The organism is Fictibacillus sp. NRS-1165, assembly GCF_050468105.1.
GTDB classification, from domain to species: Bacteria; Bacillota; Bacilli; order Bacillales; family Fictibacillaceae; genus Fictibacillus_C; species Fictibacillus_C terrinigri.
In genome coordinates, this window is the sequence record NZ_JBDPNU010000029.1 from 75,359 (window position 1) to 95,429 (window position 20,071).

Below are 20,071 nucleotides of genomic sequence, written 5' to 3' on the forward strand. Positions count from 1 at the left end.
GGACAACATGAAATTAATCGCAATCGATCTTGACGGAACACTGTTGATGAGGGAGGGGTTTATCAGCAGCGAAAACGTGCGGGCCATTAAAGAGGCTCAGGCTCAAGGCAATATCGTAGCCATCTGTACGGGCCGTGCAGTGGAAGATGTTTTGAATCTTCTTGAGAAAGCAGGTCTAGAATGCCCGGTGATTGGTGCCAATGGAGCTGTCCTATATGATAAAGGGGAAATTGTGCAGGCTCATCCCCTTCAAAAGGAACCGGCCTTCAATATCCTCTCTCAACTGGAAGAAATGAACGTTTTTTACCATCTTCATACGAATAAAGGAATCTATACCCCGAATTTCGGAGAAAAAGGGGTTCAGGTTGAAATAGATATGGTTAAATCAGCAAATCCGGAGATCAACTCAGAAGAATTGTGGAAAGCCGCTCAAGGCTACCTGGTGCAGTTTGGTCAAGTTCCGATCTCTTCCTTCCGGGATATATGGACAGATGACCTGGCCATTAATAAAATTCTTCCGTTCTCATATTCGTTGGATAAACTCGCGGAAATCCGAAAATCGGCTTTAGCATATACAGGGCTTTCTATTACGAGTTCAGCAGAACACAATCTTGAAATCAACCATGAAATGGCCAATAAGGGAAATGGATTAAAAGGAATGGCGGATCATTTTAGCATACCCTACCAGGACACAGTTGCGATTGGGGACAACTTGAATGACTGGCCGATGATGAAATTTGCGGGCACGAGCATAGCAATGGGTAATGCCCTGCCTGAAATTAAAGAAATTTGCCATTTTACTACATTGGAAAATGATCAGCATGGAGTGGCTCATGCGATCAGAGAATTTATTCTCAAACAAGCGGTATAACAAACAAAAAGGACTGCCGGCGTAACCTCTTTGGGCGTAACGGCAGGCCTTTTTTTGTTCTCAGGAAACCTCTGTTTTTGGAAAAGTGAATCCTTCCCCGAAGACATCACGGACATCATGGATGACGACAAAGGCTTTTTCGTCAATGCGATGCACTATTTTTTTTATCTCAAACAATTCTTGTTTATTGATTACTACATATAAGATTTCTTTTGATTCCTTTGTATAGCTCCCATGAGCCGAAAACACAGTCACACCTCTGTCCATGTCGTCGTTTACCTTTTTTGCAATTTCATCAGCCTGCTGGGAGATGATTGTGACCGCTTTACGGGTATCGAAGCCTTCAATAATGTAATCAAGCACTTTTGTAGAGATGTAAATGGAGATGACGGTATACATCGTGTTCTGTGCTCCGATGACAAAATACGAGCTCAGTACGACCAACAGGTCAAACCCGAGCATGGAACCACTGATGCTCCAGCCCAGATACTGGTTTGCCATTCGAGCAAGTATGGTCGAACCTCCGGTGGTCCCCCCTGATCGTAGTACCAGCCCGAGACCTATTCCAATAAAGATACCGGCAAACACGGAAGCGAGAATCGTATCCTTAACGGGTGAGCCTAATCCTTCTGTCATATGAAGGAAAACCGATGTGAAAACAATGCAGAAGACCGTATACAGTGTCACTCGCTTGTTAAGGAGCTTATACCCGATCACTAAAAGGATGCCATTCATAATAAAGTTCGTGTAACTTGGCGACCAGGAGAAGAGGTAGTATAAGATCATGGAGATACCGGTGACCCCGCCTTCCCCCAATTCATTTGGAATGGCGAAGCAGTTTACGCCAAGAGAGAAAAAGAATGACCCAACAATAATTAAGATGAATTCTTTAATATAGCTTTTCATGTGTTAATGATTAATCCCCCTTTCACAGTGAAAATCCATTCAAGCAAATAAACCAACCACAAGGGTTGGCTCATTCAACCGTCCAATTTAGCCTGGCTGTTTGCCGGGTGTCAGGCTTATTCAAGAAATCAATATATCACGGTGTGATTGGAGTTTCAACACTTCTTCTCTTTTTATATAAAGAACCTGTGAACCTTTGGTTTCACAGGCAGAAAAGTGATCAGATCAGCAACAAGGAGGGGCGCCGCATTGAATGTTTTGGTGATGAACCTGGCAGGTTTCATATTGGGAGACAGGATATTCATGAACGTGCTGATACAGCAGGTGATTGACATGCTGGATCTGCACAGGATGGACGTGAACCACCTCTTCGGTGTAGAAGTGCTGCTGAACACAGCACTGGGTAGGGTGAACAATAACACGTGGATGATGACAGCCATAACCGTAATGATACATTAAACGTTCTCTCCTTTATAATTTAAGTTTAGCCATTACTCACTTTTCAATTTATGAAGAATGCCGGAAACGGACAGGGTACATGTCTAGAAAAAAGGATTTAGGCATAAAAAAACGGAGATAATGAGAACGGGTGATAAAATATGAAGCTCAACAAAAAAAGCAAGAAGCTCTATAGTGATGCCATTGACCGCATGCAGGAAGGGCTCGAAGCGATGATTGACCTATACAATGAAGCAGAAGAAGATGTCCCTTTGATCCAGTTCGAAAAAGAAGTGCAGCAAGAGATTGAGAAGGCTAAAGAGAAGTTCGGTTCTTCTTTTATAGACGGGAAAATTAATGCTATTGTGAAAGAAGTTTTGTCCTTCCTGCCTATTGACGATGAACAGGCAGACCAGGATGCGAAAGACTAATCGTATGATCTTGCATACATCGGGGGAATTATTACTATTTTTATAAAATTTTCTATTTTTTTACCTTTTCTTACAAAAAAACCTTTATACTGAGAGAGTATAAAAGTTATGTAAAGATAAGGTGAGGAAACGGTGAGAGAATCTATAGGGGAAGCAAGACAAAAGGCCGGCAAAAGAGAAGCTGCGGTTTTATTAGTGTTGTCTTTAGTAACGTTGTTTGTGATTTTCGGAACATGGCATGTGAACAAAATTAAAGCAAACGAGGCCATGGGAAAGCAGCATAAAGAGGAAATAAAGAAAAAGCCATATTCTCAGAAAACGCCGGCATCGCATTCATCTCATCCAAAAACCGCCAATGAAACCAAAAAGCCGAAAGAGAAAACTGCTACAGCTGCCAATGCAGGCGCGGAGATTCAAATAGCCAAGAAGACAACCGCCCACATATCAACCGCTACACAGTCACAAAAAGAGACAAATAACATCCAAGAAAAGAATGAAACTTCAGTAAAGAAGCTAAAAACACCAAAGAAAATAAAGATAGAAAACAAAAAAACGAAAAAAGCCGCAATTGCTCCGGCTGTACATAAATCAGAAACGAAGCAAAAACAAATCGATCCTTCTGAACGAAAAACAGTCTATTTAACATTTGATGATGGCCCTTCCCATGTATCGGGAGGGATCTTGGATATATTGAACCAGTTCCAAGCAAAAGCCACGTTTTTTATGCTGGAACCGAACATCTTAAGGTTCCCCGAGGCCGTTAAACGGATGGATCAAGAAGGACAGGCTCTTGGCCTCCACGGTGTTTCCCATGATCCCAAAAAGATCTACCGCACAAAAGAAACCGTCGTTCAGGAAATGGATCAGGATAATTTGGCGCTTCAGAAGATCACGGGCAAAAAGTCCGTTCTTATTCGGACGCCATACGGCAGTGCACCTTATATGAAGCCAGCATACCAGGATGCAGTAAGAGAGCACGGTTATCAGCTGTGGGACTGGACCATCGACAGCAAGGACTGGTCGTTCCGAAGCCCGCAGTATGTGGAATATTCCATCGTTCAGATAAAAAACATGGAACATCGTAAAGAACCCGTTGTCATCCTGCTGCACGAAAGGAAAGAAACGTTGGAAAGCCTTCCAAAGCTTCTGGAGTACCTTATGAAAAACAGGTATCAATTCAAACGCATCGAGCCTGCCATGAAGCCTGTGACTTTTCATGTTTCTTGAAATGGTGCCTGGCACCAATGAAAAAACCCTTCATGCGAAGGGTTTTTTAGATGTCAAAATTATTGTTTTGCTGGATGTTGTCTGCCTTCCCTTGCCTGTCCCAAGCGATCAATACGACATCCAGTTCTTTCTCCATCTGATCCAGTTTTGCTTTTTGCTCACTCGTTAAATGAGCCAAATCAAACTGTTTCATCTGCATCCACCTCCGTATCTATCTAAAATGCCCGATCAAGCCGCGAATTATCCTTGAATATGTAAAGGCACCTCCCCTTACAGGAAAGAGGGTGCCTTTGTAATTTTACTGATTAAAATTCATAGTCCCAGTAGTGGCCGTCGTTCATATCGCTTTGTACACCCATCACATCGCCTCTATTACCTGGTGATCTCCAGTTAGAGTCATTGTCGTCCATGGTGCCCATCACGTTGCCTCGATCGTCTCGACACGCAAGACAATCCTCAATACACTGCTGTCTTCGTCTTCCGAACAAAGAATGACAAACGTTCTCACAGAATCGTCGGCAGCGCGGCCTCTGCCTGTCCATGGCTCCCATCGTAGGACTCTGGCCTCTGCCGCAGTTGCAGTTTTGAGTGACTTGAATCGGACGCTGCTGCATTGGTCTGTTCCTGTCCATGGCTCCCATCGTAGGACTCTGGCCTCTGCCGCAGTTGCAGTTTTGAGTAACTTGAATTGGACGCTGCTGCATTGGTCTGTTCCTGTCCATGGCTCCCATGGTTGGATTCTGTTGACCGCAGTTGCAGTTTACTTGAATCGGACGCTGGTTTCTTCGATTCTGCTGAGCGCCCTGCACAGGGAACATTGATCTCATTCTTGAGCGGCGGAAGCTGCTAGAGCTGCTTGATGAGCTGGAGCTGCTTGAACTGCTGGAACTGCTTGAACTGCTGGAACTGCTTGAACTGCTGGATGATGATTCAATATCAACCGTGAAATTGATACTGCTGCTGGATGAAGACTCGTTTCTTCTTCCTCTTCCTGATGAAGATTCGTTTCTTCTTCCTCTTCTTGATGAAGATTCGTTTCTTCTTCCTCTTCTTGATGAAGACTCATTTCTTCTTCCTCTTCTTGATGAGGACTCGTTTCTTCTTCCTCTTCTTGATGAGGATTCATTTCTTCTTCCTCTTCTTGATGAGGAACTTCTTCTCCTTCTTGAGGATTCATCCCTCCGGTGGCGAGAAGATTCACTTCTTCTTGACATATATTAATTCACCCCTTTGAAATACTATATTCATTTCATGGAATGCGAGAAAGGGACAAGAACCTCCTTTACGAAAAAAGGGCTCGTTTATGCATACCGTTTTTCTTTACAAATAGGGAGAAAGACAATTTATGTAAAAGAGGGATTGTGCTATGATGAAAGGAAGAGAAGCAATCTTTAAAATATTGAGTTAAGGTTGATTTATATGATACTAATTGATGAAAGCACGGGTACAGGCTCTGCATACTACACTGCAGAAAATATTAAAAATCTATTCAATGCTGTAGCAAGCGGGGTGCCTATCCTTTCTTCCTCAGCAGTTATCGAGCATATCAATTCAGCTGCCTGTCAAATGCTGGGCCTTTCCAGTGCAAAGGTAGAAGGCTGTTCGTACAAACAAGCAAAATTCATAGCATTGGATGAAACCGGATCCCCACTGGATTTCAACAATTATCCCTCTCAAATTACATTAAGGACAGGACAGGCGATCAAGGACAGAATCATTGGCATTGTTTTGTCTGAAAAAATGTCGTACCACTGGTATGTGGTGAGCACAATGCCCGTTTGCATGGACAAGGAAAGTGCTCGCCAAGTGGTGGTAACGATTAATCCGATTACAGGGAGAGGCAAAATCGAAGAAGCTCTCCGCAAAAGCGAGGAAAAGTTCAGGTCTCTCGTCACTTCCATGGAGGACACGGTGTTTACGCTTGATAAAGACTTGATTCACACGGGAATGTACGGGAAATGGATGAAAAAGCATAAAGTGAATCCCGATATCTATATCGGCCGAAGTGTCCGGGAAATATTCGGTCACCTGGAAGCAGGCCATGAGAAAGTCTGCTCTGAAGTACTGTCTACCCTGAAGACATGGATCGAATTTCTGGCACGTTTGAGTCCGTTCCTGAAACGGAATATGAAATAGAGTATCGGATCGTCCGGCCCGATAATGAATTAAGGTGGGTGCGTTCAAGGGCATTCCCCATTTATAATGATCACGGAAACATTTGGCGGGTAGCTGGAATTGTAGAAGATATAACGGATTTGAGAGACAAAGAAGAGCTGCTCCGGAAATCTGACAAACTAGCTAGTGGACATGTGAGCGAAATTATTCTCTCTGAGCTGGACCGGATTAAATCGATTATTAATGAATTTCTGATTCTTGCCAAGCCTCACACCGATATGGTCTACAAATGGAACGATATCAACCAATTTATTCGGCAAACGATCGTTTTGCTCGATTCTGAAGCCAACTTGAACAATGTCCAGTTTAAAACATGCCTTTCCGACGATCTCCCACTTGTGAGAAGTGAAGGAAACCAAATCAAACAAGTGCTGATCAATGTGATCAAAAATGCAATAGAAGCGATGGCCAGTGGAGGAACCTTAAAAATTAAAACCTCACTCCATAAAGAACAGGTGTGTTTAACCATTCAAGATCAAGGGGTCGGCATCAGTGAGGAGAGGCTTAACCGGCTTGGCGAGCCTTTTTATTCGAATAAGGAGAAGTGAATCGGCCTCGGTCTTATGGTTAGTCTTAAGATCATCGAAAATCATAAAGGGATGATTTCTTTCTCCAGTAAATTAAATAAAGGGACGACTGTAACCATCTTGCTGCCTGTCTAGAAGCAAGCAAGGTAAAAGCCTATTCTTTATGGATAGGCTTTTTTGCTGTGTCAAGTAAACTCGCAGAATAGTCAAAGAGGTTGTCACATATGTTAAAAGAAAGAGGTGAAAGAAAAAAAAGGAGAGATGGCCGTGATCTGTCTCTGTGAAAGTTTAAATGAAGAAATATATGGTGAGCGTATAGCCATTATAGAAGATAAATCCGAAATCATGAGAACGTTTGGCCTTGAAAACGAGCAATGGCTCCATTTATGGAACATAGATAATCGAATTTTGACGCTGTGCTATTCTTCTCTTGATCCTAAATATGACCGTTTCATCGTAGTGTATGATTATGCTTTTTTTTGTAAAGACAGAGACATGAAGCAAGCGATCATTTGGCATGAGATCGGGCATTCACAATACCCTGTCCTTGAAGGAGAAATCAATCTGCATTCTGAAACAAAGTGTGATGAATTGGCTTTTGTAAAAGGGTGTAAGCCAGGGTTGGAGAAGTTTTTAATGCTGACCTACAAGATGGCAAAAACGCTCAATAACCAGCTGTTGCTTACGATGACGAAGGAACGGATCAAGGCATTGCACCTTCAATATGAATAGCAAAAAGCGAGTGGAATCAGAGAGAACCACTCGCTTTTTCATTAGGGAATAAGCAAAATCTTGCCTGTGCTCTTTCGGCTTTCCAAGAAACGGTGGGCTTCTGCACCATCAGAAAGCTTAAAGGATGTGACTTCCGGGATTTTGACAGAGCCGGATTGAATCATATCAAACAACTGACTGGCGCGGAATACTCTCTCGGAATGGGAGGTAATGACATTCCATAGATCCCCGCCTGTGAGTGTTTTTGAAGTGTCCATCAGCATACGGGGATCAACTGGGAGCGGGTCGCCGCCTGCCATTCCATAAAATACGACGGTGCCCCCGATTTTTACTGCATTAAAGCTCTCCGAAAGCGTATTTCCTACGGAATCGTAAATCACATCTGCTCCTTTATTTCCTGGAGAGACTTCCTTTACTTTAGATATCCAGTCCTCATCGTAGAGAAATACATGGTCTGCACCAGCGGACAAAGCTGCTTCCCTCTTTGCAGGAGAAGACGTTAGACCGATTACTGAACTTCCCAATGCTTTGGAGATTTGGATAAGGAGCTGGCCTACACCTCCTGCTGCCGCATGCACAACAAGAAGGGTGCCTGCAGTAACAGGATAGCTGTCTTTTGTCAGGTATTGAGCCGTCAGCCCTTGAAGCAGAAGGGAAGAGGCTGCTTCAAATGAGATGCCTTCAGGCAAAGGAATAAGGTGGTCTTTCGGGACAGCGACAAGTTCGGCATTGGCAAAAGGCACATCAGCCAAAGGCCACCCGGTCTCCTGGTTTTACACCTGTTACATTTTCGCCGACTTCCTCGACCACTCCTGCGCCTTCATAGCCGGCAATATAGGGAGGATTGCCTTTTAAGTGATAATTCCCTTTTCTGCGATAAACATCTGCAAAGTTGAGACCGATCGCTTTCATTCGAACAAGTATTTCATTCTTTCGCAGTATTGGATCTTGAACATCCTCATATTGCAATACTTCTGGTCCTCCAAATTCATGGAATGTTAAAGCTTTCATCATTGTATTCCTCATTTCGGGTAGTTGTAATAGGTTCATTGTAAACAAAATGCGGACGCTTCTCTAGAAAAGTTAATTAAATAGGAAAAATGTTTAAATCCTTAAATGATGTGGAAACTTTGAATGTAATGGAATATTTATCTATTTTGGGAGGCCACATGTATGTTTAAAAAGATTACGTTTATTTTAGGATTGGTTCTAGCTTTGTCAGCCTGCTCCTCAGGCGGGGACAACGGAGGCGGAAAGAGCGGCACAATGGATACAGCTTCTGCGGAGAAAACATATCAACAAAATTGCGCCAGCTGCCATGGAAACAACCTGGAAGGCGGTACAGGGCCAGCGTTGAAGGAAGTCGGAAAAGAGCATAACAAGGCAGAAATAATGAAACAGATTAAAAATGGCGGTGGCGGTATGCCCGCAGAATTAATTCAAGGCAAGGATGCGGAAAATGTGGCCCGATGGCTGGCCAAGAAAAAATAAAGGATGAAGAGGCGGAATCATTGGATCCCGCCTCTTTTTTTAGGAAGCACTGATCTTTTTTTGAAGAGTTTCCCGCGTTTTTTTATCCTGTACAACGACTGCGGCAGAAATGACGAGCAGAATACCGGCAGTCTGCCAGACCGTCAGTGCTTCTTGAAAAAGAAACAATCCGGTGAGTGTGGCAACAACGGGCTCAATCGTAGAAACGATGGCGGCCCTGCTTGGTTCAACATGCCTGAGTCCCACTGTGTATAGAAGATACGCAAGGACAGTTGGAAAGATTCCAAGCCCTGCAATATAGAGCAGTGTCTGTCCATTGCCCAGCAGATGGAAAGAGGCGGACAGGCCGCTGACTGGAAATAACGCCAGTCCTGCAAAAAGAAACGTATAGGTTGTAATAGTCAATGTATGGTATTTAACGGATGCTGCTTTCCCAAAAATACTGTATAAAGAGTATCCTAACCCAGCTCCCAAACCTGTGAATAATCCGATCAGTGAAACGCCTGCATGCGCAGCAGGCAAATAACCAACAACAAACAGACAGCCGAGGAATGTAATAGCGAGCGCTGTTACCTTCTTGGCTGTGATCAAGTCCCTGAAAAAGAAGCGTGACAGTATCAAGACAAAAGCCGGAGCTGTATATAACAGCACCGCAGCGGCCGAAAGTGACATTTCTTCCATGGCTTTAAAATAGCACCAGTTAAAAAAAGCGATACTGAGCAGGCCGGTTCCTATAAAATAATGGCTGTCCTTTAATTTGATCCTGAGCAGTGAGTGGTTAGAAGAACAAGTGATCATGATAAACACGAGGGAGGCGCTCAATGCCCTTAATACAACAATCTGAATGGGGGTAAACCCGATATACGACAATTCTTTAATGAAAATACCGATGGTTCCCCATAAAGCGGCTCCGCCTGCGATGCATAGATAAGGCCATTTCATGTATTGCCCGCCTTTCTTCTTTTGGTTTCTCCAAGCGTAACGTAATTCCCCCCCTTTTTGAAGACCCTGCTTCCAAATTTTGCTCGTCATCTTCTGGTATAACTGCCATTTCGTAAAGGAAACATAAGGAAAAAAGGAGGTACTGAATTGAAGAAGATTCTCGCAATTACATTTGCACTATCACTGGCACTGTCGGGGTGCGGAGGCACGAAAAGCCAGGAGGAGGGCGCTGCGGATGCAGATCAGGCCGGAAAAGAGCATCCGAGGCTGCAGCAGGTAAAATACAATGGCAGTAAACAAAAAGAGGTAAAACCGTCACAAACGGCTCATAAGAAAACCAAAATCTCCACAATAGGTTTTCTTGAACCGGTTGACCCGAGGGCGGCTGTAAAAGAAGTTAAAGATGTAGGCCGGCACTTATCCTATGTTGCATTTTTCAGCTATCGGGTGAAACCAGACGGAAATTTGATCGGAATTAAAGACGATCAGGCATTGGCCGCTGCAAAAAAACAAGGGTCAGTTCCGATGCTCGTCCTGACTAACTTTACAGAAGGAAATTTCTCCCCTGATGTGGCACATAAAATTTTTACAGACAAAACCGTATCCGAGCGTTTGATCAAAAATGTCATTCAGACGATGAGAGCAAAAGGATATAAGGCACTCAACATCGATTTCGAGCATATTCGTTCAAAAGATAGAGAGCTTTACAACGAATTCCTGGCATCCATCTTGCCACGTGTGAAAAGAGCAGGATTTATCACCTCTACAGCACTTGCGCCTAAAACGAGTGATGAGCAGTCAGGACCATGGCACGGAGCCCATGATTATAAAAAACATGGTCAGCTGGCGGATTTTGTAATCCTCATGACCTATGAATGGGGATGGTCAGGAGGCCCGCCGATGGCGGTGTCACCGATCCCGCAGGTAAGGAAAGTTATTGAATATGCTGCATCCGTGATTCCGCGGAATAAGATTGTAATGGGAGCCCCTCTTTACGGTTATGATTGGATTCTTCCTTACAAAAAGGATAATCCTTCGGCCAAACGAATCGCTCCGCAGGAGGCCTCTGAACTCGCCATCAAGGAAGGCGCAGATATCAAGTACGACAACAAAGCTCATTCACCCTATTTCAACTATACAGATGATAAAGGCGTTAAACATGTAGTCTGGTTCGAGAACGAAGAAAGCGCCCAGGCAAAATTCAACCAGCTAAAATATTATAACCTTCGGGGGATTGCCTACTGGGTGCTTGGTGAGCCGTTCCCTCATAACTGGAGCATGCTTGAAGATCAATTTAACATAAGAAAAGGGAAATAATCACGAAGGAGATGCTCAAGACGCGGTACAACGCGGATTGGAATCTCCTTTTACATATCGAAAAGTTTAACCAAAGGGTTGAAAGCGCCTTCTCTAAACGTTATAGTATAGACATTACGTTCCCGAAACGTTTTGGAGGAATGCATGTGGCTACTATAAAAGACATCGCAAAACATGCCGGAGTCTCAGTGACAACTGTTTCCAGAGCTCTTAATGGTTATTCCGATGTAAACGAGAAAACGAGAGACAAAATTAAAGCCGTTGCCAAAGAACTGAATTACAGCCCGAACCTTTTGGCACGAAGCCTCGTGATGAAAAAGACGAAAACAATAGGGCTCCTTGTTTCAGGGATGCAGATCGAAGGCAGCAAGGATAATTTTACGTATGAAGTCCTTTGCGGAATCAATGACTGTGCGGGAAAACGGGGCTATGACCTCATCCTATTCAGTACGAATACTGAATTGCAGCAGGAAAAAACGTATAATCAGCTTTGCCAGGAAAGAAAAGTAGACGGTGTAATCCTGCAGGGAATCAAAACGGATGACCCTTATCTCAGGGAAGTAGTCGAAAGCGATATTCCCTGTGTACTCGTCGACATTCCCATTGAAAGCGACAGTGTAGGATATGTGACTACTGACAATAAAGAAGGAGCTAAAAAAGCTGTCGAGCATCTCATTGGACTGGGGCATCGCCAGATCGGGATGATCAACGGCCACAAACAGGCATTTGTCAGTCGAGAACGGCTCGAGGGCTACCGTCTCGCATTGGAAGAAGCAAAGCTGGACTTCAAAGAGGAAAATGTAGTAGATGGTGCGTTTTCGGAATCAGAAGCTCAGGTCCAGGCAGCTGAACTGTTAAAGAAAAATCCCAAGATTACCGCCATTTTCTGTGCAAGTGATTTAATGGCTCTTGGAACCATAAAAGCCGCAGCCGGGATGGGGAAACAAGTTCCACAAGCGCTGTCTGTTGCTGGCTTTGACGACATTATACTGGCTTCCTATTCGTCGCCGACTCTCACAACGATAGCGCAGGACCGTTATCAGATCGGCTATGAATCAGCCATTTTACTGATCCAGATTCTAGAGGGGAAAGCGGGCAGCCGCAAGAAAGTATTAAATACAAATTTAATTCAAAGAGAATCAACAGCTAAAAACCACGAAGAGTAGTGGTTTTTAAAACGAGCGAACCGAAAACGTTTCGGATTCTATATTTTTTGATGGGTCCCGAAACGTTTCGGTTTCAACCAGGAGGAGAACGATGGATTACAGAGTGATCAAAGAAAACGATCTATTTCTACTAACAGACGATAAAGGGAATATCCCTGTTGACAACACGTATGGATTGGGGCTTTACACGAAGGATACACGTTTTTTAAGCAAGTTTGATTTAAAAATCAATGGTGAAGATCCGATTCTGCTTTCATCTTCTGCAGATGAAAATTACAGTGCAAGAATTTTGCTGACCAACCCTCATATGGAGGAGGACGGTGAGCTGATCCTCTGGAGAGAGTCCATCCAGCTAGAAAGAAAGCGTTTAATCTATAACGGAGTGCTGTACGAAACGATCCAGGTAAAAAGCTTTTTTCCAAAACCAGTTGAGTTTGATATTAGTTTATTGCTGGATGTTGATTTTACTGACATGTTCATTGTCCGCGGTTTTCAATACGGTGAAGTTGGGGAGCGTTCTGGGGAAGAGCGAACCGATAATGGAATCAACTACTATTACGAAGGTGCTGATCATGTAAAGCGAGCTACAAAGGTAACTTGGGATCGGAAAGCCGATATTGTATCAGACACAGAAGGAATTACCTTTCACTTTTCATTGAGCCATTCGGAGGTTCAGTCTGTGACCTTTACCATTATTCCTGAGATCGGCGGTCAGTCAGGCAAGGCGATCGCTCCTGATGATGCTCATGAAAAATTAGAAGCTTCTTACCGTGAGTGGGAAGAAGGAACAACGAAAGTCCAATGTGACAGTCCAGCGCTTCAGAGATTGGTAGAACGCGGAGTCCTTGATCTTCGGGTACTGCTGACAGACATCGGGTTTGGGAGATTTCCAGTTGCCGGACTTCCGTGGTTCGGAGTACCATTCGGAAGGGACAGCCTCATTGCCGCTCTTCAGATGCTTCCTTTTAATCCGGAAATCGCAAAAGGAACATTGATGACGATGGCTTCTCAACAAGGGACGAAAGCCGATCCATGGCGTGATGAGCAGCCAGGTAAAATCATGCATGAAATCCGCTATGGAGAACTGGCGGCGACAGGACAGATCCCATTCACACCTTATTACGGAACGATTGATGCGACCCCTCTTTTTTTGATTCTTTTAACGGAATATACAAAATGGACCGGAGATCTTGTGCTTGCTGAAGAGCTGAAGCAAAATGTTGAAGACGCTCTCAAATGGATTGATCAGTATGGTGACCGGGATGGCGATGGATTTGTCGAATACCATCAAGAGTCCAGCAAAGGAATCGCGAACCAAGGGTGGAAGGACTCCGGCGACTCGGTCGTGCATCGAAACGGGGATTATGCTGAAACTCCAATCGCTTTATCTGAGGTGCAAGGGTATGTGTACCAGGCGAAAATGGGGATTGCAGACCTCTACGAAAAATCAGGTAAATCGGATGAGGCAGTAAGACTGAGAGAGCAAGCACAGCAGCTGAAAAGGAATTTCCACGATCGGTTCTGGATGGAAGATCAATCTTTTTATGCAATTGCCCTTGATAAAGATAAAAATCAAGTAGGAACGATGACCTCCAATCCGGGGCACGTGTTATTTTCAGGTATGATGGATGAAATACATGCACACCAGACGGTAGATCAACTCGTTTCGCCTCGATTCTTTTCAGGATACGGCATCCGAACGATGGCAGAAGGAGAAGCGGGGTATAACCCGATGAGCTACCATGACGGCAGCGTCTGGCCTCATGATAACAGCATGATTCTCCTGGGGATGAGTAAAACAAATCACCAAAAAGAAGCAAATAAGATCATGGACGGTTTAATCCAAGCGGCCCAGGACTTTGAATATGACCGTTTGCCTGAATTATTCTGCGGCTATGGCACATCAGCCGGCAGAGCAGTAAAATATCCGGTTGCATGTTCACCGCAAGCCTGGGCTGCGGGAACACCGTTTGTTTTTATCCAGACCATGCTCGGACTTTTCCCTGACGGCTTAAACGGAGTGATCCACTTATCTCCTAGGCTGATCGACCAAGTCAACGAACTGAAGGTAACCCGCATTAAAATTGGACAGGGACATCTGTCTCTCTCCGTGAAAAAAAAAGACGGAAAGGATGTAGTATCAGTAGACCACAACACAACCGGGTACGAGGTACTACTAAGTGAACAGGCATAACAGATCCTCAGAAAGGAGCGTATCGCAATGAAGCTGAAAAAATCCATTTCGGCAGCCGGGGTGGCTGCCTTGCTCGCTTCTTCTCTTCTTACGGGATGCAGCTCAAAAGAAGAGACAGAGTCAAAACATGACAAAACAACAATTACACTAAGCGGCTGGGGAGGTAACCCCATTGAAAAAAAACTTCTGCTGGATGTATTGAGCGACTTTGAGAAATCACATCCAAACATCGACGTCAAGTTCAACCAGATCAATGACCAGTACATGGATGTCATAAAGACCCGGCTAATTGGGGGTACAGCGGCTGATGTGTTTTACCTGGATGCTTTCGAAGCACCTGGATTAATTCAAACAGGAGCGATTGAACCGCTCGACAAGTATGTGGACAAGGACTTTGATATCGGGGATTTTGAAAAACAGCAGCTGGATGCCTTTAAAGAGAACGGGAAGATTTATGGGTTCCCCAAGGATTATTCAACCCTGGCCCTTTTTTATAATAAAAAAATGTTTAAAGAAGCCGGCATCAGCGAGCCTCCAAGAACATGGGAAAAACTTCGCGCTGATGCAAAAAAACTGACGAAAGGCAATAAAGTGTATGGACTGGGTGTCATGCCACAGATAGAACGGCTTTATTACATGGCGGAGTCTCAGGGCGGACAAGTAATCACAAAAGACCATGCCACCTTCGCGCAGAACCGTGTCGTCCGCTCGCTCCAGCCATTTTTAGAGATGCACCTGAAAGACAAGACAGCCGCACAGCCATCCGAGGTTGGTTCTGGCTCCGGCGGTGAAATGTTCGGGCAGGGAAGGGCAGCGATGGTAATGGAAGGGAATTGGAACATCCCTTTTATGAAAGATACATTTCCAAAGGTGGACTATGGAACAGCAGAACTGCCAACGATCAATGGAAAAAAAGGAACGATGTCCTTCACCGTCGGCTATGTGATGAATGCAGAATCAAAGCATAAAAAAGCCTCTTGGGAATTGATTCAATATTTGACAGGAAAAGAAGGAATGAAGAAGTGGACAAGCAAAGGATTCGCCCTTCCGACTCGAAAATCGGTGGCGGCTGAATTAGGCTATGACAAAGACCAATTGCGAGGTCCGCTCGTTAAAGGAGCGAAGTATGCAACAGTTTGGCAGGACGGACCGATGCTGCCAATCATCATGAATAATTTCAACAACCAGTTCTTAAGTGCCTATCTTGGTGAACGGCCATTGAACGAAGCATTAAAGGACGCTGAAAAACAAGCTAACAAAGAAATAAAAGTAACAGAATGATAAAAGAAAGAGGTGAGGAACATGAAACGAGGCAAGTCATTTATTAAACGCACAAGGGAAGCGGGACAGGGTTACTTGTTTATGACACCGGTGTTGGTGATTCTTGGCATTTTTGTAATCGCTCCCATCCTGTATGCCATCTTCCTTTCTTTCCATAAAGTGCAGCTGCTCGGAGGCTCTCATTATGAATTTCGCGGACTGGATAATTTCTTAAAAGTAACTTTTGACGACAGGGCGCATATCGCCTTGAAAAATACGGTCTTATATGTCGTGATTGTGGTTCCATTGCAGACGATGCTCGCTCTTGTACTGGCTGCCTCTCTTAACGCAGGCATGAAAGGGCAGAAATTTTTTAGAATTGTCTACTTTTTACCCACGTTGACTTCATCGGCAGTATTAACGTTGATCTTTATGTGGATGTACAATCAGAACGGATTGATCAATCACCTTCTTAATATCCTTCACCTGCCGACCTATAACTGGATCGGGGATCCGGATGTAGCTCTGATCGCGATCATGATCATGAACATTTGGGCAACTGCACCGTTCTTTATGGTGATCTATTTGGCAGCCCTTCAGGATATTCCGGACAGCCATTATGAAGCTGCAGAGCTGGACGGCGCCAGCGGTATGCAAAAATTCTGGCATATCACAGTTCCCAATTTGCGGCCAGTCACTTCTTTCGTTGTCATCATGGGATTGATCGGCACATTCCAGCTGTTTGACCAATCGTACATCTTCTCAGCCGGCTCGGGCGGTCCGAACAACTCAACGCTCACTGTCGTGCTTTTAATCTATCAATACGCGTTTAAGTCGCTCGGAACAATGGGATATGCGGCTGCACTAGCTTTCCTGCTGTCCATCATCATTTTGATCGCGACCTTGCTGCAGCGGAAATTTTCAAAAGAAGAATCACTTTACTAAGGAGGGATACAGTGAAAAAGCGACCGATCGGCAGAACTATTTTATACGCGATTCTGATCATCTACGCGGTTATAACTATTTTTCCGTTTTTGTGGGCCCTGTCATCATCCTTTAAATCACTCGGTGAAATCGTAAGCGGAACCATTTACTTCATACCCGAAAATTTCACACTCGATAACTATAAAGAAATTTTTACAAGGGAGCCGCTCTTTGGCCGCTGGCTGTTGAACAGTCTATTCATCGCTGCAGCGGGTACCTTTTTGAATCTGATCTTTAATTCCATGGCCGGGTATGCTCTTGCCAGGCTCACTTTTCCCGGCAAGAAGAGCATCTTCATCATCATCCTGGCTGTTCTCATGATTCCATTTCAGGTCACGCTTATTCCGAACTTCCTCATCCTTAAGGAACTGGGGTGGCTGAATACGTACCAGGGCATGATTATTCCTGGAGCTGTCAATGCAACTTTTATCTTCATGATGCGGCAGTTTTTCATCAACTTTCCGAAAGAAGTGGAAGAAGCAGCGGCCATCGATGGATTGGGCAAGTTCGGTACATTCTTCAGAATTGTTCTTCCATTGGCCAAACCGGCACTTGCTGCACAGACCATTTTTGTCTTTATGGCATTCTGGAACGACTTCATGCGGCCGCTCGTCATTTTGTCTGATGAAAGCATGTTTACCTTGCCGCTCGGACTGAATTCCTTTAAAGGACAGTTCATAAGCTTCTGGAATTACATTATGGCCGCATCCATGGTCTTTACTCTCCCTATTCTGGTTCTGTACGCTTTCTTTAACCGCTATTTTGTCAAAGGCATTAAATTTACAGGAGAGAAGTAAATTACTTCCGGAATCTAACTTTGACAATGAGAAGCTTGCTTCACAAAAAACAAAACAAGCAACATTCAACCTGCGAAAAAACATGCCTAAGTCATTGGCATGCTTTTTTTTCAGTTCATTTTATTTTTAGGATTCATAGAAATTCGCTAATATATTGGTAATGATAAGCAAGGAAAGCTCTTTGCAGAAAGAAGGAATGCTCTTGAGATTAAGTATTCTAGACCAATCGCCGGTGTCCGCCGGACAGACCGCCCAGCAGGCTCTTGAAAACTCATTGAGCCTGGCGCAGGCGGGAGAGAAATTAGGCTACACGCGATACTGGATCGCTGAACATCATGATTTTCCTGGACTTACCTGTCCCGCGCCGGAAGTGATGCTAGGGTATATCGGCGGGCAGACTGAAACGATCCGCTTAGGTTCTGGAGCGGTTCTTCTGCCTCATTACAAGCCGTATAAAGTGGCAGAAACGTATAATCTCCTCGCTACATTATTTCCTGGCAGAATGGATATAGGGATAGGAAGAGCTCCTGGGGGATCAGCGGAGGCAACGATGGCACTCTCGGATAACTATTTGGAACACGTCCGGAAGATGCCAGAGTCAGTAGAAACCTTGCTTCATTTTTTCAAAAATGACTTTCCGCCCGATGAGATGTTCTCAAAGATTTCTCCTTCACCTGTGCCGGCGGTTCTTCCTGAACCATGGATCCTGGGGACGAGCAAAAAAAGTGCCATCCTGGCTGCAAAACATGGTTTGTCCTACGCATTTGGAGAGTTTATGAGTGACCAGGACGCAGTTCATATCATTGATCAATACAGATCCGAGTTTACAAGCAATCATTGGTCGCCGGGTCCAAACACCATTGTGGCAGTCTCAACCCTATGTGCAGAAACAAAAGAAGAGGCTGAAGATTTAGCACTCCCGAATCAAATCTGGAAGATCCAACTGGCAAAGGGAGAGGGAAGAAATGGTGTTCCTTCTCTTGAGGAAGCAAAGCAATATCCCCTGACTCCAGAGGAACATGAGTGGCTGGATTCGATGAAAAAGCTGTCCATTACCGGAAGCCCAGCTGAGGTTAAATCACGTTTACAAGAACTGAATTTACGTTATGAAGCCGACGAAATGATGATTGTTACGATTACTCATGATATCAAAGACCGTATTCGTTCCTATGAACTGATTGCCGCTGAATGTTTAGCTTGAACAACTTGAGCATAAAATTTAGATACTTTACATTTTGTTGTTACAATCAAAAGTAAGGTTTAGAATAATACATCCTTATCTGAAATTTTTATAGCAAGGCGTTTGAAAGGAGGACTACAATCATGTCCCAGGAAAATTCACCAACTGCTAAGAAGCAGCTGAAAGATATGCCATTTTCTGTGCTGGACCTTTCTCCTATCGTCATGGGAGGAACCGCTTCAGAATCTCTTCAAAACACCCTTGATTTAGCACAGCACGCAGAAAAGTGGGGGTATAACCGCTATTGGCTGGCAGAACACCATAGCATGCCTGGAATCGCAAGCTCAGCAACCGCTGTTGTTATCGGACATGTAGCAAGAGGAACGGAGACAATCCGCGTAGGATCCGGCGGTATTATGCTGCCGAACCATGCCCCGTTGGTCATTGCTGAGCAGTTCGGAACGCTTGAATCCTTGTTTCCTGGCAGAATTGATCTTGGATTAGGGAGAGCTCCAGGAACCGACCAAGTGACGGCTAAAGCTCTCAGGCGGGAAAACATGAGCAACGGGGAGGATTTCCCGGAGCAAGTGGATGAACTTCGCGCCTACTTAAAACCTGACGGATCAGGCAATCCGGTGAGAGCGATCCCTGGTGAGGGGCTGGACATTCCGATTTGGCTGCTTGGTTCAAGCGGGTTCAGTGCACGGCTGGCAGCGGAGCTAGGTTTGCCTTTTTCATTCGCGAGCCATTTCTCTCCCGACAATACATTGCCTGCCCTTGATGTATACCGCAGAAACTTTAAACCTTCACAGGCATTGGACAAGCCATATGCTATGGTAGGAGTTAATGTGATAGCGGCTGATACAGAGGAGAAGGCCGCTTATCTGGCAACTTCCATGCAGCAGCAGTTCTTAAATCTTGTCAGAGGCATTCCTTCCAAACTCAAGCCGCCAGTTGAAACAATGGATGGGATCTGGTCCAATTATGAGAAAGCTTCCGTTGAACAATCGCTTCGAACGACCATCATCGGAACACCAGACACGGTTAAAACAAAACTTCAGGCTTTCCTCGATGAAACACAAGCAGATGAAATGATTGTCAATGCTCAAATCTTTGATCATCAAGAAAGATTGCGATCCTATGAAATCGTATCTGACGTTTTCAAAGGATAGCATGTGCACCCCCTCTTCATTTTGGAAGAGGGGGTTTTTATTGTATAGAACAAATTAGATACTGAGTTTATGAAAAGTATAGATTAAGGCAAAATTCCTGCATCTGCAGCATACGTTATATTCGAGGGATAAAAAAAGCGGCCAGCTGATTAATCGAGCTGGCCAAAGAGAATTATTCGGGGGAGGTGCGGCTACCATCCGCGCCTTCTTTTATAGATTAACATAAGAACAGGTGTTCGTAAATATTTATTTGGCACTTTT

At 44.4% G+C, this 20,071-nt stretch carries 20 protein-coding genes and 2 pseudogenes; 15 read left to right on the forward strand and 7 right to left on the reverse strand.

Annotated features, from left to right (window positions below; genetic code table 11):
• The first annotated feature begins 7 nt into the window (after positions 1 to 7).
• Complete coding sequence (locus ABHN01_RS14660) at positions 8 to 871, forward strand: Cof-type HAD-IIB family hydrolase (RefSeq protein ID WP_429876153.1); 864 nt, start codon at positions 8 to 10, stop codon at positions 869 to 871.
• A gap of 60 nt (positions 872 to 931) precedes the next feature.
• Here ABHN01_RS14660 and ABHN01_RS14665 read toward each other — a convergent pair whose 3' ends face one another.
• Together ABHN01_RS14665 and ABHN01_RS14670 are read right to left on the reverse strand one after the other, a co-directional pair.
• Positions 932 to 1,777 (reverse strand): YitT family protein, encoded by an 846-nt coding sequence (locus ABHN01_RS14665; protein ID WP_429876154.1) that lies wholly within the window; start codon positions 1,775 to 1,777, stop codon positions 932 to 934.
• A gap of 225 nt (positions 1,778 to 2,002) precedes the next feature.
• Positions 2,003 to 2,233 (reverse strand): CotD family spore coat protein, encoded by a 231-nt coding sequence (locus tag ABHN01_RS14670; RefSeq protein WP_429876155.1) that lies wholly within the window; start codon positions 2,231 to 2,233, stop codon positions 2,003 to 2,005.
• 143 nt (positions 2,234 to 2,376) lie between these two features.
• Here ABHN01_RS14670 and ABHN01_RS14675 point away from each other — a divergent pair, with 143 nt between their 5' ends.
• Both ABHN01_RS14675 and ABHN01_RS14680 read left to right on the forward strand, forming a co-directional pair.
• The gene (locus ABHN01_RS14675; RefSeq protein WP_429876156.1) at positions 2,377 to 2,646 is read left to right on the forward strand and encodes an atypical membrane-integrating protein (Mistic protein); all 270 of its coding nucleotides are present in this window, start codon (positions 2,377 to 2,379) and stop codon (positions 2,644 to 2,646) included.
• 132 nt (positions 2,647 to 2,778) lie between these two features.
• Positions 2,779 to 3,873, forward strand: a complete 1,095-nt coding sequence (locus ABHN01_RS14680; protein ID WP_429876157.1) for a polysaccharide deacetylase family protein — start codon at positions 2,779 to 2,781, stop codon at positions 3,871 to 3,873.
• A gap of 46 nt (positions 3,874 to 3,919) precedes the next feature.
• Here ABHN01_RS14680 and ABHN01_RS14685 read toward each other — a convergent pair whose 3' ends face one another.
• The 3 genes from ABHN01_RS14685 to ABHN01_RS14695 all read right to left on the reverse strand — a co-directional run bounded on the left by ABHN01_RS14685 (position 3,920) and on the right by ABHN01_RS14695 (position 5,050).
• A complete protein-coding gene (locus ABHN01_RS14685; protein ID WP_429876158.1) occupies positions 3,920 to 4,066 on the reverse strand; it encodes a hypothetical protein in 147 nt (48 codons plus the stop codon).
• Between the two features lie 112 nt (positions 4,067 to 4,178).
• Positions 4,179 to 4,691, reverse strand: a complete 513-nt coding sequence (locus ABHN01_RS14690) for a hypothetical protein (RefSeq protein WP_429876159.1) — start codon at positions 4,689 to 4,691, stop codon at positions 4,179 to 4,181.
• 5 nt (positions 4,692 to 4,696) lie between these two features.
• Positions 4,697 to 5,050, reverse strand: coding sequence for a hypothetical protein (locus ABHN01_RS14695; RefSeq protein ID WP_429876160.1), 354 nt, complete (start codon positions 5,048 to 5,050; stop codon positions 4,697 to 4,699).
• 242 nt (positions 5,051 to 5,292) lie between these two features.
• Here ABHN01_RS14695 and ABHN01_RS14700 point away from each other — a divergent pair, with 242 nt between their 5' ends.
• The 3 genes and pseudogenes from ABHN01_RS14700 to ABHN01_RS14710 all read left to right on the forward strand — a co-directional run bounded on the left by ABHN01_RS14700 (position 5,293) and on the right by ABHN01_RS14710 (position 7,307).
• Positions 5,293 to 6,009: a PAS domain-containing protein gene (locus ABHN01_RS14700; RefSeq protein ID WP_429876161.1), complete on the forward strand. Its 717-nt coding sequence runs from the start codon at positions 5,293 to 5,295 to the stop codon at positions 6,007 to 6,009.
• Positions 5,955 to 6,710: pseudogene (locus ABHN01_RS14705) on the forward strand (ATP-binding protein). The gene ABHN01_RS14700 and the pseudogene ABHN01_RS14705 overlap by 55 nt, the downstream one beginning before the upstream one ends.
• Before the next feature lie 132 nt (positions 6,711 to 6,842).
• Positions 6,843 to 7,307: a hypothetical protein gene (locus ABHN01_RS14710; RefSeq protein ID WP_429876162.1), complete on the forward strand. Its 465-nt coding sequence runs from the start codon at positions 6,843 to 6,845 to the stop codon at positions 7,305 to 7,307.
• A gap of 41 nt (positions 7,308 to 7,348) precedes the next feature.
• Here ABHN01_RS14710 and ABHN01_RS14715 read toward each other — a convergent pair.
• Positions 7,349 to 8,318 (reverse strand): annotated as a pseudogene (locus ABHN01_RS14715) (quinone oxidoreductase family protein).
• A gap of 162 nt (positions 8,319 to 8,480) precedes the next feature.
• On the opposite strand from ABHN01_RS14715, the gene ABHN01_RS14720 reads away from it, so the two are divergent.
• Positions 8,481 to 8,798, forward strand: coding sequence for a c-type cytochrome (locus tag ABHN01_RS14720; RefSeq protein WP_429876163.1), 318 nt, complete (start codon positions 8,481 to 8,483; stop codon positions 8,796 to 8,798).
• A 39-nt stretch (positions 8,799 to 8,837) separates the two neighbouring features.
• Here ABHN01_RS14720 and ABHN01_RS14725 read toward each other — a convergent pair whose 3' ends face one another.
• Positions 8,838 to 9,740: a DMT family transporter gene (locus tag ABHN01_RS14725; protein ID WP_429876164.1), complete on the reverse strand. Its 903-nt coding sequence runs from the start codon at positions 9,738 to 9,740 to the stop codon at positions 8,838 to 8,840.
• Between the two features lie 147 nt (positions 9,741 to 9,887).
• Between ABHN01_RS14725 and ABHN01_RS14730 the strand changes: the two genes are divergently transcribed.
• The 8 genes from ABHN01_RS14730 to ABHN01_RS14765 all read left to right on the forward strand — a co-directional run bounded on the left by ABHN01_RS14730 (position 9,888) and on the right by ABHN01_RS14765 (position 19,810).
• Entirely contained in the window at positions 9,888 to 11,057 is a 1,170-nt protein-coding gene (locus ABHN01_RS14730) for a glycosyl hydrolase family 18 protein (RefSeq protein ID WP_429876165.1), read from the forward strand.
• A gap of 146 nt (positions 11,058 to 11,203) precedes the next feature.
• A complete protein-coding gene (locus tag ABHN01_RS14735; RefSeq protein ID WP_429876166.1) occupies positions 11,204 to 12,223 on the forward strand; it encodes a LacI family DNA-binding transcriptional regulator in 1,020 nt (339 codons plus the stop codon).
• 91 nt (positions 12,224 to 12,314) lie between these two features.
• The gene (locus ABHN01_RS14740) at positions 12,315 to 14,417 is read left to right on the forward strand and encodes an amylo-alpha-1,6-glucosidase (RefSeq protein ID WP_429876167.1); all 2,103 of its coding nucleotides are present in this window, start codon (positions 12,315 to 12,317) and stop codon (positions 14,415 to 14,417) included.
• Between the two features lie 27 nt (positions 14,418 to 14,444).
• Positions 14,445 to 15,698, forward strand: a complete 1,254-nt coding sequence (locus ABHN01_RS14745; protein ID WP_429876168.1) for an ABC transporter substrate-binding protein — start codon at positions 14,445 to 14,447, stop codon at positions 15,696 to 15,698.
• A gap of 21 nt (positions 15,699 to 15,719) precedes the next feature.
• Positions 15,720 to 16,622, forward strand: coding sequence for a carbohydrate ABC transporter permease (locus tag ABHN01_RS14750; RefSeq protein WP_429876169.1), 903 nt, complete (start codon positions 15,720 to 15,722; stop codon positions 16,620 to 16,622).
• An 11-nt stretch (positions 16,623 to 16,633) separates the two neighbouring features.
• Positions 16,634 to 17,458, forward strand: coding sequence for a carbohydrate ABC transporter permease (locus ABHN01_RS14755; protein WP_290398552.1), 825 nt, complete (start codon positions 16,634 to 16,636; stop codon positions 17,456 to 17,458).
• 202 nt (positions 17,459 to 17,660) lie between these two features.
• A complete protein-coding gene (locus tag ABHN01_RS14760; RefSeq protein ID WP_429876170.1) occupies positions 17,661 to 18,659 on the forward strand; it encodes an LLM class flavin-dependent oxidoreductase in 999 nt (332 codons plus the stop codon).
• Between the two features lie 122 nt (positions 18,660 to 18,781).
• Positions 18,782 to 19,810 carry an LLM class flavin-dependent oxidoreductase gene (locus tag ABHN01_RS14765; protein WP_429876171.1) on the forward strand — a complete coding sequence of 343 codons (1,029 nt, stop codon included), beginning with the start codon at positions 18,782 to 18,784 and terminating at the stop codon, positions 19,808 to 19,810.
• Positions 19,811 to 20,071 lie beyond the last annotated feature (261 nt).

Bases quoted from the DNA above. Each gene is read 5' to 3' on its own strand.
- ABHN01_RS14750 (WP_429876169.1), top strand. From the start codon at position 15,720: ATGAAACGAGGCAAGTCATTTATTAAACGCACAAGGGAAGCGGGACAG.
- ABHN01_RS14660 (WP_429876153.1), top strand. From the start codon at position 8: ATGAAATTAATCGCAATCGATCTTGACGGAACACTGTTGATGAGGGAG.
- ABHN01_RS14765 (WP_429876171.1), top strand. From the start codon at position 18,782: ATGTCCCAGGAAAATTCACCAACTGCTAAGAAGCAGCTGAAAGATATG.
- ABHN01_RS14695 (WP_429876160.1), bottom strand. From the start codon at position 5,050: ATGAATCCTCAAGAAGGAGAAGAAGTTCCTCATCAAGAAGAGGAAGAA.
- ABHN01_RS14745 (WP_429876168.1), top strand. From the start codon at position 14,445: ATGAAGCTGAAAAAATCCATTTCGGCAGCCGGGGTGGCTGCCTTGCTC.
- ABHN01_RS14700 (WP_429876161.1), top strand. From the start codon at position 5,293: ATGATACTAATTGATGAAAGCACGGGTACAGGCTCTGCATACTACACT.
- ABHN01_RS14740 (WP_429876167.1), top strand. From the start codon at position 12,315: ATGGATTACAGAGTGATCAAAGAAAACGATCTATTTCTACTAACAGAC.
- ABHN01_RS14720 (WP_429876163.1), top strand. From the start codon at position 8,481: ATGTTTAAAAAGATTACGTTTATTTTAGGATTGGTTCTAGCTTTGTCA.
- ABHN01_RS14685 (WP_429876158.1), bottom strand. From the start codon at position 4,066: ATGAAACAGTTTGATTTGGCTCATTTAACGAGTGAGCAAAAAGCAAAA.
- ABHN01_RS14665 (WP_429876154.1), bottom strand. From the start codon at position 1,777: ATGAAAAGCTATATTAAAGAATTCATCTTAATTATTGTTGGGTCATTC.
- ABHN01_RS14675 (WP_429876156.1), top strand. From the start codon at position 2,377: ATGAAGCTCAACAAAAAAAGCAAGAAGCTCTATAGTGATGCCATTGAC.
- ABHN01_RS14690 (WP_429876159.1), bottom strand. From the start codon at position 4,691: ATGTTCCCTGTGCAGGGCGCTCAGCAGAATCGAAGAAACCAGCGTCCG.
- ABHN01_RS14670 (WP_429876155.1), bottom strand. From the start codon at position 2,233: ATGTATCATTACGGTTATGGCTGTCATCATCCACGTGTTATTGTTCAC.
- ABHN01_RS14725 (WP_429876164.1), bottom strand. From the start codon at position 9,740: ATGAAATGGCCTTATCTATGCATCGCAGGCGGAGCCGCTTTATGGGGA.